This is a genomic window from Pseudomonas putida (assembly GCF_028682475.1).
Classification (GTDB): Bacteria; Pseudomonadota; Gammaproteobacteria; order Pseudomonadales; family Pseudomonadaceae; genus Aquipseudomonas; species Aquipseudomonas putida_AG.
The window spans coordinates 61,414-87,131 of the sequence record NZ_JANHLE010000024.1 but is presented as its reverse complement, the minus strand read 5'-3'; the positions used below and the strand labels follow the sequence as shown (position 1 = coordinate 87,131).

Sequence of the window (25,718 nt, the reverse complement as noted above, 5' to 3'; positions counted from 1 at the left end):
GACCTTCTCCCACACCTCGAAATGATACGCCGGCTTCTCTCCCTCAGCCGCATTCTCCTGGCTCGACACCAACGCCCACTGCGCCACATCGAACTCAGGAAACCACGCATCCCCCTCCGGGCTCAGCTCAACCCGCGTCAGGTACAGCCGATCCGCCAGACCCCGCTCAATGGCCTGGGTATACAGCTGCGCGCCACCAATCAGCATCAACTCATCAACGCCCTGCTCCAGCGCCCACTGCTCGGCGCGCACCACGGCCTCATCGAGCGAAGCAAACACTTCGGCACCTTCTAGCTGCAGCCCGGGCTGGCGGCTGACCACCAGGTTCAAACGCCCAGGCAATGGCCGCCCCAGCGAGTCCCAGGTCTTGCGCCCCATGATGATCGGCTTGCCCAGGGTGGTGGCCTTGAAATACTTGAAATCCCCCGGCAGGTGCCAGGGCATGCTGTTGTCGATGCCGATTACGCGGTTCTCGGCGAGCGCCGCGATCAGGCTGAGGGGAAGTGATGTTTTCATGCCGGCGAGGATAGCAAAGCCCGATCTTCGATGCCTGGGTTATGCTTTGGGCTGACTTGATCAATGGAAGACCGCGTGACTGCACTGACTGACCTGGACAAACGCTGGCTGACTGAGGCGGTACGCCTGCGCGAGGAACATGCAGGCCCCCTGGAGGATCAGGAAGCCAATCGCCGCGCCCGGCAACTGGGCGGCGACCTGCCGACGCGCATCGAACAGCGCGCCTTGTGGCTGGCCGAACGCGACGGCATGCGCAGCGCCCTGCAGCACTGGAAACAAGGTGCACGCCTGGCCCTGGCGCTGTTGCTGGTGCTGGCCATCTTCAGCGGCGCCGGCCTGGCCCTGGCCGCCCTCGGCGACAGCCAGCGCCCGGTGAATGTGTTCTGGGCGCTGGGCAGCCTGCTGGGCCTGAACCTGTTGCTGCTGGCCGGATGGGCCGTGGGCTTTTTCTTTGCCGGGGAGCAAGGCGCGACCCTGGGCAGACTGTGGTTGTGGCTCAGCGAGAAGTTCGCCCGCGATGCCCAGGCCACGCATTTGGCGCCTGCCCTGCTGGTGCTGTTGCAACGCCAGAAACTCAATCGCTGGTTGCTTGGCCTGCTGGTGCATGGCCTGTGGCTGGTGGCCCTGGTCACAGCGTTGCTGATGCTGCTGATTCTGCTCGCCACCCGGCGCTACGGTTTCGTTTGGGAAACCACCATTCTCGGCGCCGACACCTTCGTCGGACTGACCCAGGCCCTCGGCGCCCTACCTGCCTTGCTCGGTTTCAACGTGCCGGACATCGACATGATCCGCGCCAGTGGCGACAGCCAGCCCGCTCTCGAACTGGCCCGCCAGGCCTGGGCCAGTTGGTTGCTTGGGGTGTTGCTGGTGTTCGGCATCCTTCCCCGTTTGCTGCTCGCCGCGTTGTGCCTGTGGCGCTGGCGCACGGGTCGCAAGCGCCTGAGCCTGGACCTCAACCTGCCCGGCTACAGCCAGTTGCGCGAGGCGCTGATGCCCAGCAGCGAACGCCTCGGCGTCAATGACGCCGCGCCCGACGCCCTGCCGCAGATCGTCCGTGGCGTGGGCGACGAACACACTGACGGTGCCTTGCTGGTTGGCCTGGAGCTGGACGACCAGCGCCCCTGGCCGCCTGCCTTGCCCGCCACGGTCAGCAACGCTGGGGTGCTCGACAGCCGCGAATCGCGTAACAAGTTGCTCGAACAACTCAGCCGCTTCCCGCCGGCACGCCTGGCCATCGCCTGCGACCCGCGCCGCTCGCCGGACCGCGGCAGCCTGGCACTGCTTGCCGAACTTGCACGCAATGCCGGCGCCACGCGCATCTGGCTGCTGCAGGCCCTGCCCGGCCAGGCGCTGGACGCCGATCGCCTCGGCGACTGGCACCAGGCCCTCGACCAGCTAGGCCTGGAGCACGCCGACAGCGCCCCGCTGAACTGGCTGGAGCATGGCCATGACTAAGCCACTGAAACTGGCCGTGGTCGGCCATACCAACGTCGGCAAGACTTCACTGCTGCGCACCCTGACCCGGGATGTCGGCTTTGGTGAAGTGTCCCATCGGCCCAGCACCACTCGCCATGTGGAAGGTGCGCGGCTGTCGGTGGACGGCGAACCCTTGCTGGAGCTCTACGACACGCCTGGCCTGGAAGACGCCATTGCCCTGCTCGACTACCTTGAACGCCTGGAACGGCCGGGCGAACGCCTCGACGGCCCGGCGCGCCTGGAGCGTTTTCTTCAGGGTAGTGAAGCGCGCCAGCGTTTCGAGCAGGAGGCCAAGGTGCTGCGTCAGCTGCTGGCCAGCGATGCCGGTCTGTACGTGATCGACGCCCGCGAGCCGGTGCTGGCCAAGTATCGCGATGAGCTGGAAGTGCTCGCCAGCTGTGGCAAGCCGTTGCTGCCGGTGCTCAATTTTGTCGCCAGCAGCGACCATCGCGAGCCTGACTGGCGTGAAGCGCTGGCCCGGCTTGGCTTGCATGCGCTGGTGCGTTTCGACAGTGTCGCGCCCCCGGAAGACGGTGAGCGGCGTCTCTATGAAAGCCTGGCACTGATGCTGGAAAAGTCCCGCCCGGCCCTGCAACGCCTGATCGACGATCAGCAGGCCCAGCGTCTGGCCCGCCAGCTCAGTGGCAAGCGCCTGATTGCCGAGCTGCTGCTCGATTGCGCCGCCTGCCGACGCAGCGTGGTGGCCGAACCGGGTGCCGAAGCCATCGCTATCGAAGCGTTGCGCAAGGAGGTTCGCCAGCGTGAACAACGTTGCGTCGAGGCCTTGCTCAAGCTGTATGCGTTTCGCAAGGACGATGCCAGTGCCAGTGAACTGCCGCTGCTGGATGGCCGCTGGGGCGATGACCTGTTCAACCCCGAGACGCTCAAGCTGCTGGGTGTGCGCCTGGGTAGCGGCGTGGCCGCTGGCGCGGCAGCCGGTGCCGGTGTCGATTTGCTGGTCGGCGGTTTGACCCTCGGTGCTGCCGCATTGGCCGGTGCGATTGCCGGTGGTGCATTGCAGACCGCGCGCAGCTACGGCTCGCGCCTGCTGGGCAAGCTTAAGGGGCAACGGGAACTGACGGTGGATGACAGCGTATTGCGCTTGCTGGCCTTGCGTCAGCATCAGCTGATCCAGGCGCTGGACAGCCGCGGGCATGCGGCGATGGAACGGATCAAATTGAGCGCGCCGCAGGAGCAAGGCTGGCGTGAGGGCAAGCTGCCGGACGCCTTGAGCAAAGCGCGCGCGCATCCGCAGTGGTCGTCGCTCAATCCCGGCGCGCGGCTCAATCAGGCCGAGCGCCAGGAGCAGATCGACTTGTTAGTGCAGGAGCTTTAGCGCCTTGGCCTTGAGCACATCCAGATCAATCACCGGCACATGCATCTCCTTGGCCAGCTCATCCCACTCACGCATGCGCAGGCTCACCGTGCATAACGGGTCGCGCTCGAAAGCATCCGCCTCAGCTTCGCTCATCACCCCACCCTGATATTCCAGGGTGCGCCGGCTGGCTTCGCTCAAGCGCTGGTAATAGCCCGGCTTTCGCAAGGTCAGGTAACGCTTGGCCTCGACATGGTATTGCACCAGCTTCGCCAGCCGCTCACTGAAACCGCAGCGCAGCAGATAGTTGGCGCCAACCTGTTCATGGCTGACCACACCGTAGCCACCCATGTCGCCTTCGGCACCACCACAGATGTGGCCGATGTCATGGAAGAACGCTGCCAGCACCACTTCATCGTCAAAACCTTCATCCAGCGCCAACTGCGCCGCCTGAGACATGTGCTCCAGCTGCGACACCGGCTCGCCGATATAGTCTTCATCACCATGCTGCTGATACAGGGCAAATATTTCGCTGACAACCTGTTCGGCTGTTCTCATCGTTATCCCCTCAGGCAATTTCGTTGAACAGCCGAGCGATATGCCGCTCGGCCAGGGCCGGCCCGACGCTCATGCCGACGCCGCTGTGCATCAGCGCGGCGCTGACACCCGGCGCCACCTGCAACAGCGAAAATGGCCCGGGCCCGCCAGAACCATAGACGCCCTGCCAGCGTTCGACCACCTCGATACGACCACCGAGGGTGTGCTCGGCCAGTTCGATCATCCAGTTGTCGACCTGTTCGGCATTGAACGGAGCAGCATCGCTGCCATAGGCATGCGAGTCGCCGATGATCAGCTCGCCATGGGGTGTGGGGCTGATCAGCAAGTGAATCCCGTGCTCCATCAGGTGAGGACTGTCGCTAAGCAATTGCGTCTTGAGGGCCTGGGCCTGAGGTAGGTCGGCGAAGGCGCCGTAATGCACGCAGCTCAAGCCGGTCAGCAGCGCATGCTGCAGATTCAGCTTGAAACGCGGTCGGGCACGCAGCATCTGCAAACGGCAAAGCTGCGGTTGCAGCCTGGCGATGGGTTCGGCGAGCAGGGTCTGGTAGTCATGCCCGGAACACACCACGATCTGCCCGGCGCTGAAATCACCTGCGGTGGTCGAGACTTTTCCAGGTTCGATATCGCGCACCAGAGTGGAGAAGTGAAACTGCACGTCCAGTTCCTGCTGCAGGAAGCGGATCAACATGGGGATGGCTTCACGGGAGTACAGCTGCTGGTCGTCCAGCCCACGCAACGCCGCGCGGTGGTGACGGAACTGACCGCCATACAGGTCGTTCAAGGCCGCACCCGTCAACATTTCGACCCTGTAACCATGCTCCACGGCCCGTTCGGCACAGAAGGCTTCCAACAGCTCCTGTTCAAGGGCAGTACGCGCGAACAACAGCGAACCATTGCTCTTCAATTCGAAGCCGGCCTGACGCGACCAGTGCGCCCAGATTCCGCGGCTGGCCTTGGCCAGTTCGAGCATTTCGCCCGGTGGTTGACCCGTGACCAGCGCCTGGCCGAAGTTGCGTACCGAAGCGCCCAGCGGGGTGGCGGTGCGTTCGAATACCCGCACCGTGAGACCGCGCCGGGCAGCGGCGTAGGCATGGGACAGGCCGAGAATGCCGGCGCCGACGATTAATAGATCGGTCATCTCAGATTCCTTCAAGAATTGCAGTGGCCCTATCGCTGGCAAGGCCAGCTCCCACAGAGACTTCCAGAGCACCTGGCCCTTGTGGGAGCCGGCCTTGCCGGCGATGAAGCCAACCCGGTCTTACTGTTGCGCCACCTTCTCCGACTTGCCGTCATAGCGCTTGCGCCATTCGGCAAGGATGCTGTCGCGGTTCTGCGAGGCCCAGGCGAAGTCGTTCTTGATCAGGCGCTGTTCGTAGTCAGCCGGCAGTTCGGTCTGCGGCTTGGCGATACCCGGCTGGGCGAGCACGGCGAAGTTTTCCTTGTACAGCTCCATCGCTGCCGGGCTTGCCGAAAAGTCGGCCAGGCGCTTGGCGGCGTCTTCATGCTTGCTGCCCTTGAGCACGGCGGTGGCTTCGATTTCCCAGCCCAAACCTTCCTTCGGCAGGACGATGTCCAAAGGTGCGCCCTGACGCTTGAGCTGCACGGCCGGGTATTCGAAGGAGATACCGATCGGGAACTCACCGGCCGCCGCCAGCTTGCACGGCTTGGAACCGGAGTGAACGTACTGGCCGATGTTCTGGTGCAGGCCGTCCATGTACGCCCAGCCCTGCTTCTCGCCAAAGGTCTGCAACCAGGCGCTGACATCGAGGAAGCCGGTGCCGGACGACGCCGGGTTCGGCATGACGATCTTGCCCTTGTACTCAGGCTTGGTCAGGTCCTGCCAGCTCACCGGTTTGGTCAGGCCCTGCTTCTCGGCTTCGATGGTGTTGAAGCAGATGGTCGCCGCCCAGACGTCCATGCCGACCCAGGCCGGTGGGTTGGCGGCATCGCGGTAGTTTGCGCCGATCTTGTCCAGATCCTTCGGCGCGTAGCTCTGCAGCATGCCCTGCTGATCGAGGATCGCCAGGCTGGAAGCGGCCAGGCCCCACACCGCATCCGCCTGCGGACGGTCTTTTTCAGCCAGCAGCTTGGCGGTGATGATGCCGGTGGAATCACGTACCCACTTGATCTCGATATCCGGGTTGGCCTTTTCGAAGGCCTGCTTGTAGCTCTTGAGTTGTTCGGCTTCGAGTGCGGTGTAAACCGTCAGCTGGGTGTCGGCAGCAGTGGCCTGCAGGCTGAACGCAGTGAGGACGGCAGCGGCAAGAGCAAGTGGCTTGAACATGATGCGGTTCCTTTGAACGGTACGAGGGTTGGGTAAGGCAATCACTGGCCCGGCGCGCGCTGGCGCCAGGCTTGGGAACGTTGCAGCAGGCCACGCGAGGCCCAGGCCAGGAGCAGCGACACGCTGGCGCTGGTCAGCAGGATCAGGGTCGACATCGCCGCCGCGCCGCCGACGTTGCCGGCATCGTCCATGTTCAACACGGCGACGGCGGCAAGGATGGTGTCCGGGCTGTAGAGGAAGATCGCCGCCGACACCGTGGTCATCGCCGAGACGAACAGGTAGCGGACGATGTCCAGCAGCGCCGGCAGGCAGATCGGTACGGTGACCCGCAGGAAGTGCCGGTACAGCGGCGCCTTGAGCGACAGCGCAGCGGCTTCGAATTCACCGTCGAGCTGGCGCAGGGCGGTGGTCGCGGTCATCTGCGCGGTGGTCAGATAGTGAGCAATGGTGCACACCACCAACAGCGCCATGCTGCCGTAGAACACATGCAGGGGGTTGCTGGTGAGGTTGAAGAAGAACACGTAGCCCAGGCCCAGAACCAGGCCGGGTACCGCCATCGGCACGAAGCTGAGCAAGCGCAGCACCAGGTTGAGCGCGCGCTGGCCCTTGGTCTTTTCCATCAGGTAGGCGCCGGTGAAGATCACCGCGCTGCCGATCAATGCGGTTCCCAGCGCCATGGTCAGACTGTTGGTGTAAGCCAGCCAGCCACCGCCAGCGGTTTCATCGAACTGATAGTGCTTGAGCGACAAAGTCATGTTGTAAGGCCAGAAGGTCACCAGCGACGAATACACCGCCATGCCCACCACCAGCAGCAACACCGCGCAAACCATCAGCACCACGGCCAGGAACCAGGTATCGCGACGGCGCGACGGCTGCGGCACGAACACCTGGGCCCTGCCACTCATGGCATCGCGCTGACGGCGGCGCAGCCAGGCATCGACGGTGAAGCTGAGCAGCGCTGGCACCAGCAGGACCATGCCGATCAAGGCACCGCGACCGAATTGCTGCTGGCCGACTACCGCTTTATAGGCCTCCAGCGCCAGCACCTGATAGTCGCCACCGACCACCACCGGCACGCCGAAATCGGTGATGGTCAGGGTGAACACCAGACAGAACGCGGCGAACACGGCCTGGCGGGTGGCCGGCCAGGTGATGCTGTGGAAGGCGCGCCAGGGACCGGCGCCCATGCTCGAGGCAGCATCGAACAGGCGCGCATCGGCCAGCGACAGCGCCGACAGCAGGATCATCAGGGCATGGGGAAAGGTGTAGATGGCTTCACCGAGGACAATGCCCCAGAAGCCATAGATGTTGTCGCTGAGCAGCCCGCGCAGCAGGCCCTGATTTCCAAACAGGTATACCAGGGCAATGGCCGGCAGCATCGACGGGGCCAGCAACGGCAGCAGCGAGATCCCGCGCCAGATGCGTTTGCCGGGGATCAGTGTGCGTTGCAAGGCATAGGCGAACAGGTAGGCCAGCGGCACGACAATCGCGGCGACGCTGAGCGAGACCTTGAGGCTGTTGCCTAGCAGCCAGTGAAAGTTGGCGCTGGCAAACAATTCTCGTGCGGCGACCAGACCACCGCCCTGCCCGGCATCGCTGCTGAAACCTCGCCAGAAAATCGCCAGCAACGGCATCAACACCGCGACTGTCAGCAGAAGCAGCAGCAACCCTTTACCGCCGACCACGAATAGTCGATCACCCAGTGAAGCGCCGGAGTGCTGTGCTGCCTTCGCCTGCGCGATCGGCATGGCCATTGGCGCGGCCATCTCAGGCAAACACCTGCAGGCTGCGCGGCGGCAGGGCGACCCAGATGTCCTGTGAGCCCAGGCGCGGCATCGACTCGGGCGCGACTTCGGCCAACAGTGCGTGGCCCGGCAGCTCGTTGAACTCGAAACTCATGCGGCAGCGGTTACCGAGGAAAGTGATCTCGCGCACCCGCGCCGGGAACAGGTTTTCTTCATGCACCGGCGGGTTGACGTTTATTGCTTCCGGGCGGCAGAACAAACGACCGCTACGGGCCTGACCGGCGCCGTCGGCCAGACGCATGTTCAGCGCACCGACCTGCGCATGGCTGTCGCTGTGGCGCTGGAACGGCAGCCAGTTGCCCTGACCGACGAACTCGGCCACGAACGGCGTGGCGGGTTTGTCGTAGATTTCCTGGGGCGTGGCGTATTGCTCGACCTGACCGTTGTTCATCACCGCGATACGGTCGGCCATGAGCATGGCTTCGTCCTGGTTGTGGGTAACCATCAGGGTGGTGATGCCCAACTGGCGTTGCAGCTGGCGCAGCTCGGTACACAGGTGCTCACGGACGCGGGCATCGAGGGCCGACATCGGCTCGTCGAGCAGCAGCAACGAAGGTGCCGGAGCCAGGGCGCGGGCCAGGGCTACCCGTTGTTGCTGACCGCCGGAAAGCTGGCCGGGGTATTTTTTCTCGCTGCCGGACAGACCGACCAGCTCGAGCATCTGCGCCACCCGCTGGCGCACCTCGTCACGACCGCTGCCGGCCAGGCCGTAGGCGATGTTGGCTTCGACGGTCAGGTTCGGAAACAGTGCATAAGACTGAAACAGGATGCCGTAATCACGGGCCTGCGGCGGCAGGTCGGAGATGTCGCGATCACCGATGTACAGGGTGCCACGGTCCTGACGCTCGAGGCCGGCGATACAGCGCAGTAGCGTGGTCTTGCCACAGCCGGACGGGCCCAGCAGACACACCAGCTCACCGGCGGCGATGTCCAGGGAGACATCCTGCAGGGCGGTAAAGGCGCCGAAGCGCTTGTGGATACCGCGCACTTTCATCTGTGCGCCTGGGTTTGCGACCGGAGTGTTCATGGCAGGACCTCATCGAACGAATGAGGGCCATGCTAGGGAGGTAATGCGAAGGTTCTGTGGCTGGGAAGCAAAAGATGGCGATAGTGGTATAGGCAGATTTGGGTGTGGTTAAGTTAAAAGCATCGCGGGGCAAGCCCGCTCCCACCGGGATCTGCCCCCCCCGGTGGGAGCGGGCTTGCCCCGCGATGTTTCAAATTTCCACAGCCGATACTTCCTGCGCCAACCCCAGAAAAGCTGCTGGCAGCCGCGCCTGCCTGCGCTCCTTCAGGCAATACAGGTACTCATGCATCACTGGCGCATTCTCCAGGCTCAACACCCGCAGCTCAGGGTTATGCGGCACTTCATGGCGAGCGATGAGGCTGATACCGATATTGCGCAACACCGCTTCGCGTATCGACTCGCGGCTGCCGATCTCCAGAATCGACCCCACTTTAACCCCCGCCTCTTCCAGCATCTGCTCGGTCAGCTTACGGGTGGTCGAGCCTTGCTCGCGCACCAGCAGGCAGTGCCCGGCCAGCGCCGACAGCGGCAGCGATTCACGACTGGCCAATGGATGATTGCGGTGCACCGCCACCACCAACGGGTCGGTGCCCAGCACCCGGCGTACCAGACGCGCGTCTTCAACCAGTTGCGACGAAGCTGCAAGGTCCACCCGATAGTCTTCCAACAACTCCAGCACCTGCTGGGAGTTGCCGATTTCCACCGAAACCTCCACTTGCGGCAAACGCTCGCGAAAGATCTTCACCAGATCGAGGATGTAATACGGCGCAGTGGCAGCAATGCGCAAACTGCCCTGACCCTGACCACTGTTGCGCAGGAAGAACTCGATATCGGCTTCCTGCTGCAACAGGGTCTTGACCATCGGCAACAGCCGCGCGCCGTCATCGCTGAGGGTCAGGCGCCGGCCGCCACGGTAGAACAGCTCCACCGCGTACTGGCTTTCCAGGTTGCGGATCTGCGTGGTGACTGTTGGTTGGCTAAGCCCGAGTTTCTTCGCCGCCAGGGTAATGCTGCCCAGGCGGGCAACCATGTAGAAGGCTTTCAACTCGGAACTCAACATACATCCCCTATTTTCGCAGCAGGCGCAGGCCGTTGAAGACCACCAACAAGCTCACGCCCATATCGGCGAACACCGCCATCCACATGGTTGCCATACCGGCGAAGGTGATCGCCAGAAAAATCGCCTTGATCCCCAGCGCCAGCACGATGTTCTGGGTCAGGATCGCCGCCGTCTGGCGCGAGAGCCTGACGAACGCCGGGATTTTGCGCAAGTCATCATCCATCAGCGCCACGTCGGCAGTTTCGATGGCCGTGTCGGTACCGGCCGCGGCCATGGCAAAGCCGATTTCCGAACGGGCCAGTGCCGGGGCGTCGTTGATGCCGTCGCCGACCATACCGACCCGATGCCCTTGCGCGTACAGATCCTCGATGGTCTTGAGCTTGTCGGCCGGCAGCAGGTTGCCATGGGCCTGATCGATACCCACCTGAGCGGCAATAGCTTGCGCGGTGTGGGGATTGTCGCCGGTGAGCATGACAGTCTTGATACCCAGCTCATGCAGTTCGGCAATCGCCTCGCGGCTGCTGTCCTTGACCGTGTCGGCCACAGCGAACAGGGCCAGCGGGCCGGACTTGTCGAGCAGTAGCACCACGGTCTTGCCCTGACGTTCCAGGGCATCGAGCTGTGCTTCAAGCTGCGGTGAGCACAGGCCCAGCTCTTCGACCAGGCGATGGTTGCCCAGGTGATACAGCTCGCCGTCGATCTCGCCGCGCACACCGCGGCCGGCCAGGGCTTCGAACGCCGCGACTTCACTCAGGGCCAGTTGCTGCGCGTTGGCATATACCGCAATAGCACGCGACACCGGGTGATCGGAACGGTCCGCCAGGCTGGCAGCCAGCGCCTGAGCGCGGCCTTCGAACAGCGGCTCAAGCACGACATGATCGGTCTGCACCGGTTTGCCGTGGGTGATGGTGCCGGTCTTGTCCAGCGCCAGGAAGTCGAGCTTGCGCCCGCCCTCCAGGTACACCCCGCCCTTGACCAGAATACCTTTACGCGCCGCTGCAGCCAGACCGCTGACGATGGTCACCGGGGTGGAAATTACCAGCGCGCATGGGCAGGCTACTACCAGCAACACCAGGGCGCGGTAGATCCAGTCGAACCAGGCGCCAGCCATGAACAGCGGTGGAATCACCGCAACCGCCAGGGCAAAGGCGAACACCGCCGGGGTGTAGATCCGCGAGAACTGGTCAACGAAACGCTGAGTTGGTGCGCGGGCGCTCTGGGCCTCTTCAACTGCCTTGATGATGCGCGCCAGGGTCGACTGCCCGGCAGCTGCTGTTACCCGGTACTCAAGGGCACCGGCCTGGTTGATGGTACCGGCGAAGACCTTGTCGCCCGGCCCCTTTTCCACCGGCAGGCTCTCACCGGTAATCGGCGCCTGATCGATGCTCGACTGACCACTGACCACTTCGCCGTCCAGGCCGATACGCTCACCGGGGCGCACGCGTACCAGCGCCCCCAGCGCCACCTGCTTGACCTCGACCTCACGCCACTGACCATCGGCCTGCTGCACCGTGGCCATGTCCGGGCTCAGTTGCATCAGCCCGCCAATCGCATTGCGCGCACGGTCCAGCGAGCGCGCTTCGATCAGCTCGGCAACGGTAAACAGAAACATCACCATCGCCGCTTCCGGCCACTGGCCGATCAGCACGGCGCCGGTGACGGCGATGCTCATCAATGCGTTGATGTTCAGGTTGCGGTTCTTCAGGGCGATCCAGCCCTTTTTGTAAGTGCCTAAGCCACAGCTGAGGATCGACACCAACGCCACCAGCGCGACCACCCAGGAAGGCGCCAGCTCGGCGAAGTGAATGCCTTCGGCGGCAATGGCCGCAATCCCGGACAGCGCCAATGGCCACCAATGCTTTTTCCCCGGCGCCGGCGGCGCGGCAGGTTCTTCGCTGCTCTCGGTCAGTGGCTCGGCCTGCATGCCCAGCGAAGCGACGGCCTGCTCGATGGTCAGGGTATCGCTATGGGTGTGGCGCACCCCGAGAATGCGGTTGATCAGGTTGAACTCCAGCTGCTCGACTCCCGCCAGCTTGCCCAGCTTGTTCTGGATCAGGGTCTGTTCGGTCGGGCAGTCCATGGCCTCGATGCGAAAGCGGCTCAGGCGTGCATTGCTGCTGGCAGTCTCGCTCAGTTGCACCAGAGACGGCGCGGCATCGTGGGAACAGCAGCTGTGGGCGTGCTTGGCATGCTTGTGGCTGGCGTGATCATGCGGGTCTTTACCCGGGGTATGGCTGACAGGCTGGTTCATGGGTTCATCCTTAAATGTCCTGTTGCCAAGTGAACACCCTGTAGCCACTATAGGGTCAAGCAACCTGCCGAGGTATTTTCAGATGAAGATCGGAGAACTGGCCAAGGCCACCGACTGCGCGGTGGAAACCATTCGTTATTACGAGCGGGAAAACCTGCTGCCGGAACCGGCGCGCAGCGAGGGCAATTACCGGATGTACACCCAGGCCCACGTCGAGCGCCTGACCTTCATCCGCAACTGCCGCACCCTCGACATGACCCTGGAAGAAATCCGCAGCCTGCTGCGCCTGCGCGACAGCCCGGATGACCAGTGTGAAAGCGTCAACGCCCTGATCGACGAGCATATCCAGCATGTGAAGGCGCGAATCGACGGGTTGCAGGCGTTGCAGGCGCAACTGCTGGAGCTGCGCCAGCATTGTCATTCCAAAGAGGTGCAGTGCTCGATCCTGCAGCACCTGGAGGTCAATGGTGCGGTGACGGCGCCGGAGGCGGAGCATTCGCATGTGGGCAGGAGCCACGGGCACTGATCCTGTCGAAACTATCTAAAGCTTCAGGTTTGGATACTTTCGGAACTATCCTACGCACGCTGCCGTGTTTTCTCTATTGTTGAGAAAGTGCATCAGGGCTAGTTTCCTCGGGTCGTCCATATTGGCGACCGGGTGTGAGAGCCCGCCCTGACCTAATGGCAGCGTTGTCATGGCAGCCGTGCGCGGGCAGACTTTTGTCTGGCCGGGTTCCTAGGTCTTCGGTCTCTCACCCCGCGTGCGGCTGCCACCCTACTCCTGTGAGAGGGACTGGGAGGTAGCTCCTGTCTGATCCTAGGAGTTACGCCATGAAAAAGATTGTCCCTGACCCACCAAATTCCCTCATTACCACCCCCTACTTTTCCATCCACAGCGACCTCATCCCCCCAGATTCCCTGGCCTTCGCCAGCGAACTCCTGCGCGGCATCCACGAAACCACCGACGAATTCTGCCGCGCCCACGCCAATGAACCCGGCCAGGGCATGCTGGTGAATGTGCTGCATTCGGCCGAAATGGCCAGGGCGCTGGTTGAGCATGCGTTGTGCAAGCTGCAAGGAGTGAAGCCATGAGCCTGGAGACCGGCAAGACCGTAGGCGTGGTGGATTTCATCCGCAGCGAGCAAGCGCCCATGGGGCTGTTTCGCATTGCGCCGGATGTGCCGTGTGACTACGCGCTGGAGCAGGCCTCAACCGTGCTGGGTTGTGTGCACAAGCTGATCGAGGCGGGGCTCCTGGATGAAGACGGCGAGATGTTGTGGGCCGCTTATTTTCTCAACGAATTCGCCAAGGCGATCATCGATGATGTCGGGCTGGGGATGAAGAAGGCTTGACCCACCGGTGGGAGCGGGCTTGCCCCGCGATGCGATGTAATAGTCAAATCGCAATCGCGGGGCAAGCCCGCTCCCACCAGGCAGCCAGTTGTTTCTACAACGACGGTGATCAGACCGCCATCGGCGCCGTCATCGGCGCGTGGTGCTCGTAACCTTCCAGGCTGAAGTCGCTCGGCTCGACCTTCTCCAGCCACTCCGGCTCGTACACGCCAGTCTTGGCATACTCAGGCACGCGATCATTGATCACCAGCTTCGGTGCCGCCAGCGGTTCGCGCTTGAGCTGCTCGTTGAGCATGTCCAGGTGGTTCTCGTACACGTGCGCATCACCGATGAAGTAGGTGAACCAGCGCGGCGTGTAGCCGGTCAGGCGACCCACCAGCGACAGCAGTGCGGCGCCTTCAGTCAGGTTGAACGGTGTGCCCAGGCCCAGGTCGTTGGAGCGGATGTAGAGGGTCAGGGAGATTTCCTTGGTCTCGACATTCGGGTGGAACTGGTACAGCAGGTGGCACGGCGGCAGGGCCATTTCGTCGAGCTGGGCGCAGTTCCAGCCATGGAACAGGATGCGGCGGCTGCCCGGGTCTTTGTGGATGGTGTCGATGCACTGGCGAATCTGGTCGATGGCCTTGTACAGCACCACGAACGCTTCACCGTCTTCTTCGGCTTCGGCAATCTTCATAAAGCCCTGGCTCTGCGCCAGTTCGATGGCTGCCGGGTTGCTCAGCGGGATACGCTTGTAGGCCGGCCACTGACGCCATTGCACGCCGTAGATCTCGCCGAGGTCGTCATGCCCCTGGCGGAACGGGTTGGCCAGCCACTGGGCGTTTTCGTTGGCGTTCTGGTCCCAGACCTTGCAGCCCAGTTCACGGAACTCGCCGGCATTCTTCACGCCACGCAGGAAACCGACCATTTCACCGATGGCCGACTTGAACGCCAGCTTGCGGGTGGTGATGGCCGGAAAGCCTTTCTGCAGGTCGAAGCGCAGCATGGCACCAGGCAGGCTGATGGTGCGGATACCGGTACGGTTACCCTGCAGGGTGCCGTTTTCGATGACGTCACGGACCAGATCTAGATACTGTTTCATGGCTTACCTGTAGCAAAGACGGCAGGGGATCGCCCTGCCGTGGAAAATCAAACGGCGGCCTTGGCCGTGGGTTTGCGGTTGTAGGCCCACCAGATCAGGAAGATGCCACCGACGATCATCGGCACGCAAAGCAACTGACCCATGGTCAACCAGCCGAAGGCGATGTAGCCAAGCTGGGCATCGGGTACCCGCACGAACTCCACGATAAAGCGGAAGATGCCGTAGAACAGCGCGAACATGCCGGAAACCGCCATGGTCGGGCGCGGCTTGCGCGAGTACAGCCAAAGGATCAGGAATAATGCCACACCTTCCAGGGCGAACTGGTACAGCTGCGACGGGTGACGTGGCAACTGGGCCGGATCGCTGTACGGCGGGAAGACCATGGCCCATGGCACATCGGTGGCCTTGCCCCACAGTTCGGCGTTGATGAAGTTGCCAATCCGCCCGGCGCCCAGGCCGATCGGCACCAGTGGCGCGACGAAGTCCATCAACTCGAAGAACGACTTGTTGTTGCGCTTGCCGAACCACAAAGCCGCCAGCATCACGCCGATAAAACCGCCGTGGAACGACATGCCGCCCTTCCACACTTCGAAGATCAGCGCCGGGCTGGCCAGGTAGGCGTGCAGGTCATAGAACAGCACATAACCCAAGCGGCCACCGACGATCACGCCCATGGACAGCCAGAACACCAGGTCCGAGAGCTTTTCACGGCTCCAGGTCGGGTCGAAGCGGTTCAGTCGACGCGAGGCCAGCAGCCAGGCGCCGCCGATGCCGACCAGGTACATCAGACCGTACCAATGGATTTTGATCCATTTCAGGTCAAGGGCTACTGGATCTATCTGCGGGTAAGGCAGCATGGTGACTCCTCTCGTTAAAGCAAAAAGCTTAAGCCGACGCAGAACAGCAGCGCGGCGAACAATCGTTTGAGCAGGCGTGGCGACAATTTGTGCGCCAGACGCGCGCCGAAGCGGGCAAAAAACATACTGGTCAGGGCGATCCCCAGCAGCGCGGGCAAGTAGACAAAGCCCAGGCTATGCGCCGGCAGGTGCGGGTCGTGCCAGCCCAGCCAGATGAAACTCAGGGCACTGGCCACCGCAATCGGAAACCCGCAGGCCGAGGACGTCGCTACCGCCTGCTGCATCGGCAGGCTGCGCCAGGTCAGGAACGGTACGGTCAAGGAGCCGCCGCCAATGCCGAAAATCGCCGAAGCCCAGCCGATCACACTGCCCGCCGCAGTCAATCCGGGCTTGCCGGGGATGCTGCGGCTGGCCTTGGGCTTGAGGTCCAGGGCCATTTGGGCGGCAATCACCAGGGCAAACACACCGATGATCTTCTGCAGCAGCGGCCCCTGGATGGCCGAGGCGGTCTTGGCACCGATACCGGCACCGACCAGGATCCCGAGGGTCATCCAGACAAAGATCGGCCACTGCACCGCACCTTTGCGGTGGTGCTCGCGGATGGCATTGATCGAGGTGAAGACAATGGTCGCCAACGATGTACCCACCGCCAGGTGGGTCAGCACCGAGGCATCGAAGCCCTGCAAGGTGAAACTGAACACCAGCACCGGCACGATGATGATGCCACCGCCAACGCCGAACAGCCCGGCCAGCACGCCTGCGCAGGCGCCCAGCAGCAAATAGAGCACGAATTCCATTGTCGCCCCCGTCAATTCAGTCCGGCATGGTAACGGAAGGGAGGCCTGTGGCTCTAGTGAAGACACATCAAGTCGATGGATCAGACCGGGCGCTATGGGTAGAGTGGGCAAAAACACAGAGGTCCACCTATGTGTCTGATCGTTTTCGCCTGGCGGCCCGGGCATGCCCAGCCGCTGATCGTCGCGGCCAACCGCGATGAGTTCTATGCCCGCCCCAGCCGTATGCTTGGGGCCTGGGACGATGCGCCTGGCGTCTATGCCGGACGCGACCTGGAAGCAGGTGGTACCTGGTTGGGCGTTGGGCCAGCGGGGCGTTTTGCTGCGCTGACCAATATTCGTGACCCGCAACAAGTCCAGGGCGCACGCTCACGAGGTGAGCTGGTGGCCGCCTTCCTGCGCGGTGAGCTGAGAGTCGAAGCCTATCTGGACCAGGTCGCCAGCCGCAGTCAGCAGTATTCGGGGTTCAACCTGCTGGTGGGCGACAGCAGCACGCTGGGCTACCTGAATGCCCGTGAGGCGCAGGTACGGTTGCTGGGGGAAGGGGTCTACGGTTTGTCCAATGCCGGGCTGGATACGCCCTGGCCGAAGCTGGTCAAGGCGCGTGCCGGGCTGATCCAGCATCTACCCGATCCTCAACCCGAAACCTTGCTGACGTTGCTTGGGGATAACCTGCAAGCGGCAGACGGCGAGCTGCCGGAGACCGGCGTGGGGCTGAGTACCGAGCGGTTGTTGTCGAGTGTGTTTATCGCCAGCCAGAACTATGGGACGCGAGCGAGCACGGTGTTGATTGTCGAGGCAGATGGTCGACGGCGCCTGGTGGAACGCAGTTTCGGACCGTTCGGGGGGCATCTGGGCGAAGTGGATCTGCAGGTTTGATGCTATCGCGGGGCAAGCCCGCTCCCACCGGGATCACCATCAGCCGGTGGGAGCGGGCTTGCCCCGCGATAAGGTCTACAAATTCTTCGCCGACCCCGGATTGATCATCCGCGCCAGCCCGAGGTTCTTCAGAGCCAGTTGCAGCGAGCTGTGGATAACTTGCGGGTTGTCGATGCTCATGGCCTGGGCCAGCAGTTCCTGAGACTTGCTCAGGCTGACCTGACGCAGCATCCATTTCACCTTCGGCAAGTTGGTGGCGTTCATCGACAGGCTGTCGAAACCCATGGCCATCAGCAGCACTGCAGCCGCCGGGTCACCGGCCATCTCGCCACAGATACTCACCGGCTTGCCTTCGGCATGGGCGTCGCGCACCACGTTCTGCAGGGCTTGCAGTACCGCAGGGTGCAAATAGTCGTAGAGGTCGGCAACCCGCGGGTTGTTGCGGTCGACCGCCAACAGGTACTGGGTCAGGTCGTTGGAGCCGACCGAGAGGAAGTCCACCTGACGCGCCAGCTCACGGGTCTGATAGACCGCCGCCGGGATTTCAATCATCACCCCCACGGGCGGCATCGGTACGTCAGTGCCTTCGTCACGCACTTCGCCCCAGGCCCGGTGAATCAGGTGCAGAGCCTCTTCCAGCTCGTGGATACCGGAAATCATCGGCAGCAGAATGCGCAGGTTGTTCAGGCCTTCACTGGCCTTGAGCATGGCCCGGGTCTGCACCAGGAAGATTTCCGGATGATCGAGGGTTACGCGGATACCGCGCCAGCCAAGGAAGGGGTTGTCTTCCTTGATCGGGAAATACGACAGCGCCTTGTCGCCGCCGATGTCCAGGCTGCGCATGGTCACCGGCAACGGGTGGAAGGCCGCCAGTTGCTCGCGGTAAATCGCCAGCTGCTCCTTTTCGCTGGGGAAGCGCTGGTTGATCATGAACGGCACTTCAGTGCGGTACAGCCCGACCCCTTCGGCGCCACGCTGCTGGGCGCGGGCGACATCGGCAAGCAGGCCGGTGTTGACCCACAGCGGCATGCGGTGGCCATCGAGGGTGATGCACGGCAGTTCGCGCAAGGCATCCAGGCCCTGGGCCAGCTGGCGCTCTTCCTCGACCACTTCGGCATACTGCTTGCGCAGCACTTCGCTGGGGTTGGTGTAGACATCGCCCTTGTAGCCATCGACGATCATGTCGATGCCGTCGACCTTCGAATACGGCAGGTCGACCAGGCCCATCACGGTCGGAATGCCCATGGCCCGGGCCAGGATCGCGACGTGGGAGTTGCCTGAGCCGAGTACCGACACCAGGCCGACCAGCTTGCCTTCCGGCACTTCGCCGAGCATCGCCGGGGTCAGTTCTTCGCTGATCAGAATGGTGTTATCGGGATAGACCAGCGTCTGCTGCCTTGCCTCCTGGAGGTAGGCCAGCAGACGCCGGCCCAGATCCTTCACATCGGAAGCCCTCTCGCGCAGGTAGGCGTCGTCCATCAGCTCGAAGCGGTTGACGTGCTCGCCCACCACCTGGCGCAAGGCGCCCTGGGCCCACTGCCCGGTCTTGATCACCTGCACCACTTCGCCGCCCAGGGCCGCATCTTCGAGCATCATCAGGTAGACGTCGAACAACGCGCGCTCTTCCGGGCGCAGTTGAGTGGCAAGTTTGGCCGACAGGTTGCGCATGTCGGCGCGCACGCCTTCCAGCGCATTGTTGAAAAGAATCAGCTCGGCGTCGATGTCATCAACGCTCTTGTCCGGCACCACATCGAGATCGGCCGGTGGCAGCATGACCACCGCCTTGCCCACTGCCGCGCCGGGCGAACCGGGCACGCCGACGAACTTGGCCTCCTGGATGCCCTTGCCCTGACGGCCCAGGCCACGGATCGAACCGGTGGCTTCGGCGTGGGCGATAACCCCGGCGAGCTGGGCGCTCATGGTCACCAGGAAGGCTTCTTCGCCTTCATCGAACTGGCGCCGCTCTTTTTGCTGGATGACCAGCACCCCGACCACGCGCCGGTGGTGAATGATCGGCGCACCGAGAAACGAGGCGAAACGCTCTTCACCGGTTTCGGCGAAGTAGCGGTAACGCGGGTGATCCGCAGCGTTTTCCAGGTTCAGCGGTTCTTCGCGGGTGCCGACCAGACCGACCAGGCCCTCGTTGGGGGCCATGCTGACCTTGCCGATTGAACGCTTGTTCAAGCCTTCGGTGGCCATCAGCACGAAACGGTTGCTCTCCGGGTCGAGCAGGTAGACGGAGCAGACCTGACTGCCCATGGCCTCTTTGACGCGCAACACAATGATCCCCAACGCCGTCTTGAGATCCTTGGCGGAGTTAACTTCCTGGACGATCTTGCGCAGCGTATTGAGCATGGCTCGGGGTCGAACTCCGTCGTCAGTCGCGCGCCAGCAGGCGCGGGGCAAGCTCTTTGAGAGCGCGGCGGTAAACCTCGCGCTTGAATGTCACCACCTGGCCCAGCGGGTACCAATAACTGACCCAGCGCCAGCCATCGAACTCCGGTTTCCCGGTCAGGTCCATCCGCACCCGCTGCTCGTTGGAGACCAGGCGCAGGAGAAACCATTTCTGCTTCTGGCCGATACACAGCGGTTGGCTGTGGGTCCGCACCAGGCGTTGGGGTAAACGATAACGCAACCAGCCGCGGGTGCAGGCAAGAATTTCAACATCATCGCGCTCCAGCCCCACTTCTTCGTTCAGCTCGCGGTACAGGGCATCTTCCGGCGTCTCTTCAGGGTTGATTCCACCCTGGGGAAACTGCCAGGCATCCTGGTTGATCCGCCGAGCCCATAGCACCTGCCCAAGATCATTCGTCAGAATGATCCCGACATTGGGGCGAAAACCATCGGGGTCGATCACGGCAGCAACCTCGCAAACGCATGTCACGGCATTGTTCCACAAAGGTCACAAGGCCAGCAACGCGCCTGTTTACGTTATGTGCACCGATGTGAAAAGTCCGTATTCTGTGGGACTTTTCAGATGTTATGCGAGTGACTTAAATGCGCCTGGCTTTATTCGATCTGGACAATACCCTCCTCGGCGGCGACAGCGACCACGCCTGGGGAGACTACCTCTGCGCCCGTGGGATTCTCGACCCGGTGGAGTATCAGAACCGCAACGATGCCTTCTACCAGGATTACCTGGCCGGCAAGCTGGACCTGGCGGCCTATCTGAACTTCAGCCTGGAAATCCTCGCGACCACGGAAATGGCCCAGCTCGACGAATGGCATCGCGACTTCATGCGTGATTGCGTCGAGCCGATCGTCCAGCCCAAGGCCCTGGCGCTGCTGAAAAAGCACCGTGACGCCGGCGACAAGCTGGTGATCATCACCGCCACCAACCGCTTCATTACCGGGCCGATTGCCAAGCGCCTGGAAGTGGACACCCTGCTGGCCACTGAATGCGAGATGGTCGATGGCCGCTTCACCGGGCGCAGCACCGATGTGCCGTGCTTCCGTGAAGGCAAGGTAACGCGCCTGAATCGCTGGCTGGAAGAAAACGGCTTCAACCTTGAGGGCAGCTATTTCTATAGCGACTCGATGAACGATTTGCCGCTGCTGGAGCAGGTGGCCAATCCGGTTGCCGTCGATCCGGACCCGAACCTGCGCGCCGAAGCTGAAAAGCGCGGTTGGCCGGTGATCAGCCTGCGCGATTGATCGCGTCGGTGGGAACACGGTGGGAGCGGGCTTGCCCCGCGATGCGATGTGACTGAACAAGCGCAATCGCGGGGCAAGCCCGCTCCCACCGAAGCCCGCATGATCAGACCGGCTTGGCGCCCATCAGGCCGGCGATGGCGATGAAACACACGCCGCTGAACACCGCCAGCGCCAGGGTGAACTTCGGGTTACCCACAGTCGGCGCCGTACGCAGGCGATTGACCCGCGCCAGCAGCCAGAACCAGCTGAACGCCCCGAAGGTGTAGATCACGCTGGAGCCCAGCACCCAGGTCTGGCCCAACGGCCAGCCGATCAGGTGCACCAGCCACCAGCCAGTGAACGGCATGCTCACCAGGCAGATACCCATCAACAGCCAGACAAACACCAATGGCCGCCGCATCAGCCGGCTAGCAGCTGAAGTGTCGCCTTTGCGGCGCGCCAACCAGGTCCAGATCGCCAACCCAAGGGCACTGCCTAGTAACAGCACGGTGGCCGAGATGTGCAGGACCTTGAGCGTAGTCAGGTATTCCATGTCATTGCTTCCTTGTGAGCTGTCCTGAGCTTAGCTGCTCAGCCCAGAAACAGCCGGTACGCGGGGTTATCGGTTTCGTCCCAGTACGGGTAGCCGATCTTGGCCAGGGCAGCCGGCACCAGGTGGCGCTCATCATCCGGGACTTGCAGGCCAGCCACCACGCGACCATCGGCCGCGCCATGGTTGCGGTAATGGAACATCGAGATGTTCCAGCGCCCACCCAGTTTGTTGAGGAAGTTGAACAGCGCTCCCGGCCGCTCCGGGAACTCGAAACGCAGCACCAGCTCGTCACTGACCCGTGCCGCGTGGCCACCGACCATATGGCGGATATGCAGCTTGGCCAGTTCGTTGTCGGTCAGGTCGGTTACCGGGAAACCTTGCTCGGTCAGGCTCTGGATCAAGGCGCTACGCGGGTCGGTGTCCGGGTGAGTCTGCACGCCAACGAAGATGTGCGCCTCACCATCGGCATGGTAGCGATAGTTGAATTCGGTGATCTGACGCTTGCCAACCGCCTCGCAGAAGGCCTTGAAGCTGCCCGGCTGCTCGGGAATGGTCACGGCGATGATCGCCTCGCGACCTTCACCCAGCTCGGCACGCTCGGCAACATGACGCAGGCGGTCGAAGTTGACGTTGGCACCGGAGTCGATCGCCACCAGGGTCTGGCCGCTGACGCCCTTGAGTTCGACGTACTTCTTGATCCCGGCCACACCCAGTGCGCCGGCAGGTTCGGTGATCGAGCGGGTATCGTCGTAGATATCCTTGATCGCTGCACAGATCTCGTCAGTGCTGACGGTGATCACCTCATCGACATAGGTCTTGCAGATGTCGAAGGTGTGCTGGCCGATCTGCGCCACCGCCACGCCGTCGGCGAACAGCCCGACCTGCGGCAGCACCACCCGCTCACCCGCAGCCATCGCGGCCTGCAGGCAATTGGAGTCGTCCGGCTCGACGCCGATCACCTTGATCTCCGGGCGCAGGTACTTCACATAAGCGGCGATACCGGCGATCAAGCCACCGCCGCCGACCGGCACGAAGATCGCGTCCAGCTGACCCGGGTGCTGGCGCAGGATCTCCATGGCCACCGTGCCCTGCCCGGCAATGGTGTGCGGGTCATCGTACGGGTGGATATAGACGAAGCCTTTTTCATCCACCAGCTTCAGCGAATAGGCTAGGGCCTCGGGGAAGGAGTCGCCGTGCAGGACCACCTTGCCACCGCGCGAGCGCACGCCTTCGACCTTGATCTCCGGGGTGGTCTTGGGCATGACGATGGTCGCCTTGATCCCCAGTTCCCGCGCCGCCAGCGCCACGCCCTGGGCATGATTGCCGGCCGAGGCGGTGACCACGCCACGGGCCAGCTCTTCAGGGGTCAGCTGGGCCAGTTTGTTGTAGGCACCGCGAATCTTGAAGGAGAACACCGGCTGCAGGTCTTCGCGCTTGAGCAGAATGTTGTTGCCCAGACGCTTGCTCAGCTGGCCGGCGGTCTGCAGCGGGGTTTCGACGGCAACGTCGTAAACGCGCGAGGTGAGGATCTTCTTGACGTACTGTTCGAGCATCGGGAAAGCATCACTGAGCGGTTGGGCGGGGCTGGAAGTCTACCTTAGCGCCTTGTCGGGCGACCACAGCAAGTCCGGGGTTTTAACCGCTATACTACGCGACTTCACGATACTCCTCCCCGCTTCGGAGCCCGCATGACCCAGGACCAACTCAAACAGGCTGTCGCCCAGGCCGCTGTCGATTTCATTCTGCCCAAGCTCGACGACAAGAGCATCGTCGGCGTCGGCACCGGCTCGACCGCCAACTGCTTCATCGACGCCCTGGCCCAGCACAAGGCTGCCTTCGATGGCGCTGTGGCCAGTTCCGAAGCGACCGCTGCACGCCTGAAGGGTCATGGTATTCCGGTGTATGAGCTGAACACCGTCAGCGACCTGGAGTTCTATGTCGACGGCGCCGACGAAAGCGACGAGCACCTGAACCTGATCAAAGGCGGTGGCGCGGCCCTGACCCGCGAAAAGATCGTTGCCGCGGTGGCCAAGACCTTCATCTGCATCGCCGACGCCAGCAAGCTGGTGCCGGTGCTGGGCGCCTTCCCGCTGCCGGTCGAAGTGATCCCGATGGCCCGCAGTCATGTCGCACGTCAGCTGGTCAAGCTGGGCGGCGACCCGGTCTATCGTGAAGGCGTGGTCACCGACAACGGCAACATCATCCTCGATGTGCACAACCTGCAGATCACCAACCCGGTGGAACTGGAAAGCCAGATCAATGCCATTGTTGGCGTGGTCACCAACGGCCTGTTCGCAGCGCGGCCGGCGGATCTGCTGTTGCTGGGGACTTCTGAAGGGGTGAAAACCCTCAAGGTTTCTTGAACACGTAAAACAGGTTCGGCTCACTGACCAGGTATATGGTCCCGGCATCGTCCATGGCGATGCCTTCAGCCTGCGGCACACTCTGCTTCAGGCCCTGAAAGCCCTTGCGCAGTGACAGGCTGCTCAGTGGCTTGCCCTTCACATCCAGTTCCAGCACCAGCTGCGACTCATCCGACAACGCCAGCAGATGCCCGCTGCGTTCATCGAACTGCAAGCTCGACAGATCACGCACAAACAGCCGTGAATCACGCTTCTGGTCCTGTACTACATGCACTGCATAAGGCTGCTCTGGGTTGTCATGAGGAAAGCCATGCACCTCATAGATCAACATCGGGTCGCGTTCTTTAGCCACGAACAGGCGCTTGCCCACCGAGTCGTAGGCCAGGCCCTCGAAGCCCTTGTTGCCGTTCAGGCCGATGCCCAAGGTCAGTTGCTCGGCCTCTTTGGCATCCAGCGATTGCGTGTTGTCGTCGAGGTGCACGCGAATCAGGCGCTGCTGCCGCTCGTCGGTGATCACATAGCTGCCGGGGCCGACATACTCGACCGCCTCGGGATCGCCGAAACCGGTGAGCGGAATCCGCCGCAGTACACGCCCATCCAGCGACAGTTCAATCAACTCGGAACGCTGATTGGTCACGGTGAACAGGCTTTGGCGGTCAGGGTCGAAGGTGAGTGCGGAGATATCGTCATTCAGCCCTTCAAGGGGCTGCGCTTCAATGCTTACGCGGTACTGGTCCAGACCGATGCTCAACTCCGAGGGTTGCCACCAGGTCTTGAAATTGAACCAACCGCGCTCGAACAAGCGGTAATGCTGCCCCGCCGCTGCAAGTACAAGCACAGCCAACAGGCTGACAACCAGGAAAATCAGAGGCAGGCGGATGTAGCGACGCATTCAGGAAAACTCTAAAGATGACAGCCTGAATCTAACCATACGCAACTGAAGCCAAACTTAAATCCGGGTCAGGGCTTTTTAAAACGGTAGAACAGATTCGGCTCACTGACGATGTACAGCGTGCCGTTGTCGTCCATGGCCACGCCTTCGGCGCGCGGAACGCGCTTGTTCAAGCCATTGAAGCCGCCCAGCAGGGTCATGAAACTGACCTGCTCGCCGGTCTCATCCAGCTCCAGCAACATGTTGGAATCGGCGGACAGCACCAGCATGTGCCCGGTACGCGGGTCGATACCCAAGGCCGAGAGGTTGCGCAGATCCAGCTCTTCGTTGGGCAATGACTTCTTGTCGCCGCTCAGCGCGCCAATGCCGTCGGTGCTCCAGGTAAACAGGGCCGGCGGACGCTCTTCGCCAAGGACAATGCGTTGCTGGCGCGGATCCCAGGCAATCGCCTCGAACGCTTTGTTCTGGTTCGCCGACGGGCCGAGGTCGTACTGCGGGAAATCAGCGATATTCAAGGAACGGGTATCGGCAGCCAGGGTGACGATGGCCAGCGAGTGATCACGCTCGTCGACAATAGCCAGACGCCCGCCTTCCAGTGTCGCTACACCTTCAGGGTTGCTCCAGCCCACCAGCGGCATCTTGCGCAGAACGTCGCCATCGAGGTTCAGCTCGACCAGGAAGGGGTTTTTGCCCATGACCGCGAACAGGGTTTTGCTGACCGGGTTGTAAGTCAGGTCGGACGCTTCATCATCCTCCATGCCCGGCAACACCTTGGCATCGATATCGACCTGGTAGTCCGGCAACCAGATGCTGGCCTGTTGCTCCACTTTGCTTTCGAAGCGTTCCTGCAGCCAGAGCAGCCCGCGGTCATCCCAATGCATGGCGATGGCCACGCCGTAACCAATGATGGCTGCCGCTGCCAGCCAGGTAGACCAGCGCAAAGCGAGCCCACGCTTGCGCGCAGACGGCACGGATTTGCTCGAAGGAACGGGATTGGCCATGGGATTTGTGCTCTTTTTTGC

Annotated in this window: 25 protein-coding genes; 8 read left to right on the top strand and 17 right to left on the bottom strand. The window is 62.5% G+C overall.

All coding sequences use genetic code 11. The annotated features are described in order from the left end of the window. Nucleotides 1-516: dihydrofolate reductase (locus NPS47_RS19220; protein WP_274296375.1), on the bottom strand; the 516-nt coding region annotated here is incomplete at its 3' end. Between the two features lie 63 nt (nucleotides 517-579). On the opposite strand from NPS47_RS19220, the gene NPS47_RS19215 reads away from it, so the two are divergent. Further along, nucleotides 580-1,971: a DUF2868 domain-containing protein gene (locus NPS47_RS19215; protein WP_425313531.1), complete on the top strand. Its 1,392-nt coding sequence runs from the start codon at nucleotides 580-582 to the stop codon at nucleotides 1,969-1,971. Then, nucleotides 1,964-3,328 carry a GTPase/DUF3482 domain-containing protein gene (locus tag NPS47_RS19210; RefSeq protein WP_274296373.1) on the top strand — a complete coding sequence of 455 codons (1,365 nt, stop codon included), beginning with the start codon at nucleotides 1,964-1,966 and terminating at the stop codon, nucleotides 3,326-3,328. The genes NPS47_RS19215 and NPS47_RS19210 overlap by 8 nt, the downstream gene beginning before the upstream one ends. Here NPS47_RS19210 and NPS47_RS19205 read toward each other — a convergent pair. The 7 genes from NPS47_RS19205 to NPS47_RS19175 all read right to left on the bottom strand — a co-directional run bounded on the left by NPS47_RS19205 (nucleotide 3,311) and on the right by NPS47_RS19175 (nucleotide 12,292). Continuing rightward, complete coding sequence (locus NPS47_RS19205; protein ID WP_274296372.1) at nucleotides 3,311-3,865, bottom strand: phosphonate degradation HD-domain oxygenase; 555 nt, start codon at nucleotides 3,863-3,865, stop codon at nucleotides 3,311-3,313. The two genes, NPS47_RS19210 and NPS47_RS19205, sit on opposite strands and share 18 nt — an antisense overlap. 10 nt (nucleotides 3,866-3,875) lie before the next feature. After that, nucleotides 3,876-5,003 (bottom strand): TIGR03364 family FAD-dependent oxidoreductase, encoded by a 1,128-nt coding sequence (locus tag NPS47_RS19200; RefSeq protein WP_274296371.1) that lies wholly within the window; start codon nucleotides 5,001-5,003, stop codon nucleotides 3,876-3,878. A 120-nt stretch (nucleotides 5,004-5,123) separates the two neighbouring features. Then, the gene (locus NPS47_RS19195; protein ID WP_274296370.1) at nucleotides 5,124-6,149 is read right to left on the bottom strand and encodes a putative 2-aminoethylphosphonate ABC transporter substrate-binding protein; all 1,026 of its coding nucleotides are present in this window, start codon (nucleotides 6,147-6,149) and stop codon (nucleotides 5,124-5,126) included. Nucleotides 6,150-6,190: 41 nt separating this feature from the next. Then, nucleotides 6,191-7,915, bottom strand: coding sequence for a putative 2-aminoethylphosphonate ABC transporter permease subunit (locus NPS47_RS19190; RefSeq protein ID WP_274296369.1), 1,725 nt, complete (start codon nucleotides 7,913-7,915; stop codon nucleotides 6,191-6,193). A gap of 1 nt (nucleotide 7,916) precedes the next feature. Continuing rightward, entirely contained in the window at nucleotides 7,917-8,981 is a 1,065-nt protein-coding gene (locus NPS47_RS19185) for a putative 2-aminoethylphosphonate ABC transporter ATP-binding protein (RefSeq protein ID WP_274296368.1), read from the bottom strand. A 190-nt stretch (nucleotides 8,982-9,171) separates the two neighbouring features. Further along, entirely contained in the window at nucleotides 9,172-10,041 is an 870-nt protein-coding gene (locus tag NPS47_RS19180; RefSeq protein ID WP_274296367.1) for a LysR family transcriptional regulator, read from the bottom strand. Between the two features lie 7 nt (nucleotides 10,042-10,048). Continuing rightward, nucleotides 10,049-12,292, bottom strand: coding sequence for a heavy metal translocating P-type ATPase (locus NPS47_RS19175; RefSeq protein ID WP_274296366.1), 2,244 nt, complete (start codon nucleotides 12,290-12,292; stop codon nucleotides 10,049-10,051). 82 nt (nucleotides 12,293-12,374) lie between these two features. Between NPS47_RS19175 and cadR the strand changes: the two genes are divergently transcribed. The 3 genes from cadR (at nucleotide 12,375) to NPS47_RS19160 (ending at nucleotide 13,644) form a co-directional block, all read left to right on the top strand. Beyond that, nucleotides 12,375-12,818: a Cd(II)/Pb(II)-responsive transcriptional regulator gene (gene cadR / locus NPS47_RS19170; RefSeq protein ID WP_274296365.1), complete on the top strand. Its 444-nt coding sequence runs from the start codon at nucleotides 12,375-12,377 to the stop codon at nucleotides 12,816-12,818. 305 nt (nucleotides 12,819-13,123) lie between these two features. Continuing rightward, nucleotides 13,124-13,384 carry a hypothetical protein gene (locus NPS47_RS19165; RefSeq protein ID WP_274296364.1) on the top strand — a complete coding sequence of 87 codons (261 nt, stop codon included), beginning with the start codon at nucleotides 13,124-13,126 and terminating at the stop codon, nucleotides 13,382-13,384. Further along, a complete protein-coding gene (locus NPS47_RS19160) occupies nucleotides 13,381-13,644 on the top strand; it encodes a DUF3077 domain-containing protein (RefSeq protein WP_274296363.1) in 264 nt (87 codons plus the stop codon). Before NPS47_RS19165 ends, NPS47_RS19160 begins: the two co-directional genes overlap by 4 nt. Nucleotides 13,645-13,753: 109 nt before the next feature. Here NPS47_RS19160 and NPS47_RS19155 read toward each other — a convergent pair whose 3' ends face one another. The 3 genes from NPS47_RS19155 to NPS47_RS19145 are packed head-to-tail and all read right to left on the bottom strand — an operon-like array spanning nucleotide 13,754 to nucleotide 16,379. Then, nucleotides 13,754-14,725 (bottom strand): thymidylate synthase, encoded by a 972-nt coding sequence (locus tag NPS47_RS19155; protein ID WP_274296362.1) that lies wholly within the window; start codon nucleotides 14,723-14,725, stop codon nucleotides 13,754-13,756. A 47-nt stretch (nucleotides 14,726-14,772) separates the two neighbouring features. Then, entirely contained in the window at nucleotides 14,773-15,582 is an 810-nt protein-coding gene (gene lgt / locus NPS47_RS19150; protein ID WP_274296361.1) for a prolipoprotein diacylglyceryl transferase, read from the bottom strand. A gap of 14 nt (nucleotides 15,583-15,596) precedes the next feature. After that, nucleotides 15,597-16,379 carry a sulfite exporter TauE/SafE family protein gene (locus NPS47_RS19145; protein WP_274296360.1) on the bottom strand — a complete coding sequence of 261 codons (783 nt, stop codon included), beginning with the start codon at nucleotides 16,377-16,379 and terminating at the stop codon, nucleotides 15,597-15,599. Between the two features lie 129 nt (nucleotides 16,380-16,508). Here NPS47_RS19145 and NPS47_RS19140 point away from each other — a divergent pair, with 129 nt between their 5' ends. Next, the gene (locus NPS47_RS19140) at nucleotides 16,509-17,255 is read left to right on the top strand and encodes an NRDE family protein (RefSeq protein WP_274296359.1); all 747 of its coding nucleotides are present in this window, start codon (nucleotides 16,509-16,511) and stop codon (nucleotides 17,253-17,255) included. A gap of 75 nt (nucleotides 17,256-17,330) precedes the next feature. Here NPS47_RS19140 and ptsP read toward each other — a convergent pair whose 3' ends face one another. Both ptsP and NPS47_RS19130 read right to left on the bottom strand, forming a co-directional pair. Beyond that, nucleotides 17,331-19,610: a phosphoenolpyruvate--protein phosphotransferase gene (gene ptsP / locus NPS47_RS19135; protein WP_274296358.1), complete on the bottom strand. Its 2,280-nt coding sequence runs from the start codon at nucleotides 19,608-19,610 to the stop codon at nucleotides 17,331-17,333. Nucleotides 19,611-19,632: 22 nt separating this feature from the next. Beyond that, nucleotides 19,633-20,112, bottom strand: a complete 480-nt coding sequence (locus tag NPS47_RS19130; protein ID WP_010222140.1) for an RNA pyrophosphohydrolase — start codon at nucleotides 20,110-20,112, stop codon at nucleotides 19,633-19,635. A gap of 140 nt (nucleotides 20,113-20,252) precedes the next feature. On the opposite strand from NPS47_RS19130, the gene NPS47_RS19125 reads away from it, so the two are divergent. Continuing rightward, nucleotides 20,253-20,909 carry an HAD family hydrolase gene (locus tag NPS47_RS19125; RefSeq protein ID WP_274296357.1) on the top strand — a complete coding sequence of 219 codons (657 nt, stop codon included), beginning with the start codon at nucleotides 20,253-20,255 and terminating at the stop codon, nucleotides 20,907-20,909. A gap of 103 nt (nucleotides 20,910-21,012) precedes the next feature. Here NPS47_RS19125 and NPS47_RS19120 read toward each other — a convergent pair whose 3' ends face one another. Both NPS47_RS19120 and ilvA read right to left on the bottom strand, forming a co-directional pair. After that, complete coding sequence (locus tag NPS47_RS19120) at nucleotides 21,013-21,441, bottom strand: DUF2269 domain-containing protein (protein ID WP_274296356.1); 429 nt, start codon at nucleotides 21,439-21,441, stop codon at nucleotides 21,013-21,015. Nucleotides 21,442-21,479: 38 nt separating this feature from the next. Beyond that, nucleotides 21,480-22,994 carry a threonine ammonia-lyase, biosynthetic gene (gene ilvA / locus NPS47_RS19115; RefSeq protein WP_274296355.1) on the bottom strand — a complete coding sequence of 505 codons (1,515 nt, stop codon included), beginning with the start codon at nucleotides 22,992-22,994 and terminating at the stop codon, nucleotides 21,480-21,482. 135 nt (nucleotides 22,995-23,129) lie between these two features. Between ilvA and rpiA the strand changes: the two genes are divergently transcribed. Beyond that, entirely contained in the window at nucleotides 23,130-23,804 is a 675-nt protein-coding gene (rpiA, locus tag NPS47_RS19110) for a ribose-5-phosphate isomerase RpiA (protein WP_157190756.1), read from the top strand. Here rpiA and NPS47_RS19105 read toward each other — a convergent pair. Both NPS47_RS19105 and NPS47_RS19100 read right to left on the bottom strand, forming a co-directional pair. Then, entirely contained in the window at nucleotides 23,791-24,696 is a 906-nt protein-coding gene (locus NPS47_RS19105; RefSeq protein WP_274296354.1) for an SdiA-regulated domain-containing protein, read from the bottom strand. The genes rpiA and NPS47_RS19105 overlap by 14 nt on opposite strands. Nucleotides 24,697-24,764: 68 nt before the next feature. Then, a complete protein-coding gene (locus NPS47_RS19100) occupies nucleotides 24,765-25,697 on the bottom strand; it encodes an SdiA-regulated domain-containing protein (RefSeq protein ID WP_274296353.1) in 933 nt (310 codons plus the stop codon). Between the last annotated feature and the right edge of the window lie 21 nt (nucleotides 25,698-25,718).